The 5,003-nt window shown below is 74.2% G+C and carries 4 protein-coding genes; 2 read left to right on the top strand and 2 right to left on the bottom strand.

What is annotated here, in order from left to right; translation table 11 throughout:
• Both J7E97_RS35335 and J7E97_RS35330 read left to right on the top strand, forming a co-directional pair.
• Window positions 1-1,712: serine hydrolase domain-containing protein (locus tag J7E97_RS35335; RefSeq protein WP_215035760.1), on the top strand; the 1,712-nt coding region annotated here is incomplete at its 5' end.
• Window positions 1,713-1,870: 158 nt separating this feature from the next.
• A complete protein-coding gene (locus J7E97_RS35330; RefSeq protein ID WP_215035758.1) occupies window positions 1,871-2,314 on the top strand; it encodes a nitroreductase family deazaflavin-dependent oxidoreductase in 444 nt (147 codons plus the stop codon).
• Between the two features lie 21 nt (window positions 2,315-2,335).
• Here the strand turns inward: J7E97_RS35330 and J7E97_RS35325 are convergent, their stop codons facing one another.
• The gene (locus J7E97_RS35325; RefSeq protein ID WP_215035756.1) at window positions 2,336-3,955 is read right to left on the bottom strand and encodes an NAD(P)/FAD-dependent oxidoreductase; all 1,620 of its coding nucleotides are present in this window, start codon (window positions 3,953-3,955) and stop codon (window positions 2,336-2,338) included.
• Window positions 3,952-5,003 (bottom strand): tetratricopeptide repeat protein (locus J7E97_RS35320; protein WP_215035755.1); only part of this gene is annotated, 1,052 nt, incomplete at its 5' end. The genes J7E97_RS35325 and J7E97_RS35320, both read right to left, overlap by 4 nt.

Below are 5,003 nucleotides of genomic sequence, written 5' to 3'. Positions count from 1 at the left end.
CCGGGGCCGCCGGGGCCGCCGGAGCCTCCGGGGGCGCCGCCGAGCGGCGCGCGCTCCAGGGGCTGCGGCTGCGCTACGGCTCCGCCCGTCAGGCCGGACTGCTGGAGAGGCACCTCGAAGGGGTAGCGGACGAGGCGCGCCGGTTCCTCGGCCCCTCCCCCGAACACCCCTACTACGCCGGGGCCGTGGTCCTCGCCGGCCGGGGCCGCACCGTGGCCCTGCACCGGGCGATGGGCGACGCCGTCCGGTACGCCGACTACGACGGCCGCACCGACCGGGCGAGGGAGTTCCCGGCCGCCGAGCGCATCGCGATGACGGAGGACACCGTCTTCGACCTGGCCTCGCTGTCGAAGCTGTTCACCTCGCTGCTGGCCGTGCAGCAGATGGAGCGCGGGCGCCTGGAACTGGAGGCGCCGGTGAACCGGTACCTGCCCGAGTTCACCGGCGGCGGCAAGGAAGTGATCACCGTCCGCCAGCTCCTCACGCACACCTCCGGGTTGCGGTCCTGGGCCCCCTTCTACCGGGAGCCGAGTCGCGCGGGCCAGTTGAGGCTGTTGTGGTCGGTGAGGCCGCAGGAAACCCCGGGGACGGTCTACCGCTACTCGGATCTCAACCTGATCGCCCTCCAACTGCTCTTGGAACGGATCACCGGTCACACTCTGGACCTCCTGCTCCAAGACGAGATCACCGCTCCACTCGGGATGCACCGCACTCGTTACAACCCGCCGCTCTCCTGGCGCCGGATCACGGCCGCCACCGAGGTGCAGCGCCCACCCTGGTCCGGGCTCGACCGCGGGCTCGTCTGGGGCGAGGTCCACGACGAGAACGCGCACGCCCTGGGCGGCGTCGCCGGCCACGCGGGCGTCTTCGGCACCGCCTGGGACCTGGCGATCCTCGCCCGCACCCTCCTCGACGGCGGGGTATACGCCGGCAAGCGCATCCTGCGCCCCGCCTCCGTCGAGCTGCTCTTCACCGACTACAACACCGCCTTCCCCGGCGACGACCACGGCCTCGGCTTCGAGCTCTACCAGCACTGGTACATGGGCGCCATGGCCACCCCGCACTCCGCCGGCCACACCGGCTTCACCGGCACCTCCCTGGTCCTCGACCCCTCCACCGACTCCTTCCTGATCCTGCTCGGCAACTCGGTCCACCCCGTGCGGAACTGGCGCGCGGGCAGCGCCCCCCGCGTCGCCACCGGCAACCGCTTCGCCCGGGCCGTCCCCGTCCGCACGAAGCACGGCGGCCCGGCCTGGTACTCCGGCATGGAGACCGGCGCCTCCGGGACCCTCACCCTGCCCCCGCTCACACCGGCCACCGGCTCGGCCCGGCTGCGCTGCGCGCTCTGGTGGGACACCGTGCCCGGCGGCGGAGCCCTGCACGTGGAGGCCTCCGCCGACGGGGAGAGCTGGGAGCCGCTCCCCTTCAGCACCGTGCGCACCACCGGCGGAGCCGCCGAGCAGTGGCCGCGCGGCCAGGTCACCGGCTGGTCGGGCCGCATCTGGCACCGCCTCGAAGCCCCCCTCACGGCCTGGGCCGGCCGCGCGGTCCGCCTGCGCTTGCGCCACACCGCGCAGGGCCGCTACGTGGGCCGCGGGGTCTACGTCGACGTCCTGCGCGTAGCGGAGCCCGCCCGTCTCCTCTTCGCCGAGGACCGCCCCGCCGACGCCGCCCGCATCGAGGCCACCGGCTGGTCCCGCTCGGCGGATTAGGCCCTCGTCGTGGGCCGGATCGCGCCATAGCTGCCCGAACGACGGTCGGCGGGGATGGGAACCGTGCCCCGCGGCGTTGGAATTCGTTGTTGTGGGTTGTTGACCGTTCAACCCGAAGTCATTGACGGTACCGACGATACGAAGGCGGGCAGAACCGAATGAACGACATCGACTGGGACAATCCGATCGACCCCCAGCCGGGCTGGACCCTGGACCACGTGAAGCTGTACGTCGGATCGGGCGGGACCGAGGGTCAGTTCTGGAACAACACCCAGACCCTGCTGCTCACCACGGTCGGCCGCAAGTCGGGCAAGCCGGTGCGCACTCCGCTCATCTACGGCGAGGACGACGGCCGCTACCTCATCGTCGCGTCCAACGGCGGCGACCCGGCGCATCCGCTCTGGTACCGGAACCTGACCGAGCACCCCGAGGTCCGCGTCCAGGTCGGCCCCAAGATCGTCCAGGGGGTCGCGCGCACCGCGACCTCCGAGGAACGGGCCGCTTTCTGGCCCCAGATGGTCAGGCACTGGCCTTCCTACGACGAGTACCGGACCAAGACCGACCGGGAGATCCCGATCGTGGTGATCGACCCCGTCGCCTGACCGGGGAGCCGGACCGCCGGATCAGTGCCCCAGCACCGCCATCGCCGCGTTGTGACCCGGGATCCCGCTGACGCCGCCGCCGCGTACCGCCCCCGCACCGCACAGCAGTACGTTGCGGTGGGCGGTCTCCACTCCCCATCGGCCTCCCGGACCCCCCGGTCCTTCGGGTCCGTCCGGTCCGTCCGATCCATCCGGCTCGGAATACGGCCAGGACAGGTCCCGGTGGAAGATGTGGCCGCCGGGCAGCCGCAGTTCGCGCTCCAGGTCGAGCGGGGTCTTCGCCTCGATGCACGGGCGGCCGTCGGCGTCGAAGGCCAGGCAGTCGGTGAGCGGCTCCGCCAGGTGGGCGTCCAGTTGGGCGAGGGTGGCGGCGAGGAGGACCTCCCTCGCCCCCTGGTTGTCGTGCCGGAACAGCCGCGCCGGGGCGTGCAGTCCGAAGAGGGTGAGCGTCTGGTAGCCCTGCTCCGCGAGCTCGGGCCCCAGGATCGTCGGATCCGTCAACGAATGGCAGTAGATCTCCGAAGGCGGTACGGAGGGCAGTTCGCCGGTCGCCGCCTCCGCGTGGGCCCGCGCGAGCTGCTCGTACCCCTCCGCGACGTGGAAGGTCCCGCCGAACGCCTCGCGCGGGTCCACGGAGGTGTCGCGCAGCCGGGGCAGCCGCTTCAGCAGCATGTTGACCTTGAGCTGGGCGCCCTCGGCCTCCGGCTGCGCGGGGTCCTCGCCCAGCAGCTCCGCCAGCGACCTGGGCGAGGCGTTGACGAGTACCACCCGCCCGGCCACCCGCCCCTCGCCCGTCGCCGTCCGGAAGGTCACCTCGGCCGGCGAGGCCGTCGTGTCGTCCGTCTCGATGCGCAGCACCTCGTGTCCGGTGGCGATCTCCGCCCCGGCCGCCAGCGCCGCCTGCGCCAGGGCGCCGGTGAGCGCGCCCATGCCGCCGACGGGCACGTCCCAGTCCCCCGTGCCGCCGCCGATCACGTGGTAGAGGAAGCAACGGTTCTGGGCGAGCGAGCGGTCGTGGGCACCGGCGAAGGTGCCGATCAGCGCGTCGGTGAGGACGACCCCGCGCACCAGGTCGTCGGCGAACTCCCGTTCCACCGCCTGCCCGATGGGCTCCTCGAACAGCATCCGCCAGGCGGCCTCGTCGTCGATCCTGGCCCGCAGCTCCGCCCGCGTGGGCAGCGGCTCGGTCAGCGTCGGGAAGACCCGTTCGGCCACCCGCCCGGTGGTCCCGTAGAAGGTGCGCCAGCTCTCGTACTCCCGCTCCGAGCCGGTCAGCCGCGCGAAGGACTCCCGGGTGCGCGCCCCGCCGCCGCCGACCAGCAGCCCGCCGGGCCGCCCGGCGCGCTCCACGGGGGTGTACGAGGAGATCTCGCGCCGCCGCACCTCGAAGCGCAGTCCCAGCTCGCGCACGATCTTCGCCGGGAGCAGGGAGACGAGGTAGGAGTACCGGGACAGGCGGGCGTCGACCCCCGCGAACGGCCGGGTGGAAACGGCGGCCCCGCCGGTGTGGCCGAGCCGCTCCAGGACGAGCACGGAGCGGCCCGCCCGCGCCAGGTAGGCGGCGGCGACCAGTCCGTTGTGGCCGCCTCCCACGATCACCGCGTCGTACACGTCCGTGCTGAAGCCCCGCGAGGTCGTCATGGCTCTTGGTAACACACCTGCCCGAGCCGCTCCAGACAGTGCGCCTCGTCGGCGTGGGCGGCGACCGTGTCGGGATGGTCGTCGCCCAGCGACCGTTCGCGGATGCCGGAGAGTTCCCGGTAGACCGGCAGCGCCTCGTCCCAACGGCCCAGCCGGCCGAGCCCGACGGCCAGTTCCCGGCGGCTGACCAGCGTGTCGGGGTGCTCGGCGCCGAGCGTCCGGGCACGCGCGTCGCCCACCTGCCGGGCCTCGGCCACGGCCTCCTCCCAGCGCTCCAGCCGCCCCAGGTTGACCCCGAGGACGTGCCGGGCGCGCAGCGTCTCCGGATCGGCGGCCCCGTACGCGCGGGTGCGGTCGCGGACCAGCTCCCGGAACAGCTCCAGGGCTTCGGCCGGGCGGCCGGTGCGGCCGAGCGCGATGCCCGCCTCGTACCGCGCGGCCAGCGTGTCGGCGTGGTCGCGGCCCAGCACCCGCTCCCGTAGGGCGGCCACGTGCCGGAAACCGGCCAGGGCCTCCTCCCACCGCTCCAGCCGGCCCAGCGCGTACGCCGCTTCGTAGCGGGTCAGCAGCGTGTCCGCGTGCTCCGACCCCAGCACCGCCTCCCGGTCGGCGGCGACTTCGGCGGCGGCTGCATGGGCCTCGGCGAAGCGGCCGAGTGCGCCGAGCGCGCAGGCCAGGTTGTGCCGGCAGCGCAGGGTGTCGGGGTGGCGCGGGCCCACGGTCCGCTCCCTAGCGGCGAGCACGGAGCGGTAGCCCTCGTAGGCCTCCTGGTGGCGGCCGAGCAGGCCCGTCTCGTACGCCGCCTCCTGGCGCGCGGCGAGGGTGTCGGGGTGGTCCGGGCCCAGCACCCTGGCCCGGCCCTCGGCCACGGCCGCGTAGACGGCGAGGGCCTCCTCGGTGCGGCCGGCCCGGCTGAGCGCGAAGGCCCGGGTGTGGCCGGCGGCGAGCGCTTCGGGGCCGGTGGGATCGGCGCCGGGGCCGCGCGGGAGCCCGTACGCGGCGGTGAGCCGCGGGTCGGCGGCCGGGCGCGGGCGCACGGGGGACGGCG

Source organism: Streptomyces sp. ISL-66 (assembly GCF_018614135.1).
GTDB lineage: Bacteria > Actinomycetota > Actinomycetes > Streptomycetales > Streptomycetaceae > Streptomyces.
Note: the sequence above shows the minus strand (reverse complement) of the source record. Positions and strands in the feature narration are given on the sequence as shown.

Excerpts from the sequence above, each read along its gene's own strand:
- J7E97_RS35330 (WP_215035758.1), top strand. The coding sequence starts at position 1,871 with ATGAACGACATCGACTGGGACAATCCGATCGACCCCCAGCCGGGCTGG.
- J7E97_RS35325 (WP_215035756.1), bottom strand. The coding sequence starts at position 3,955 with ATGACGACCTCGCGGGGCTTCAGCACGGACGTGTACGACGCGGTGATC.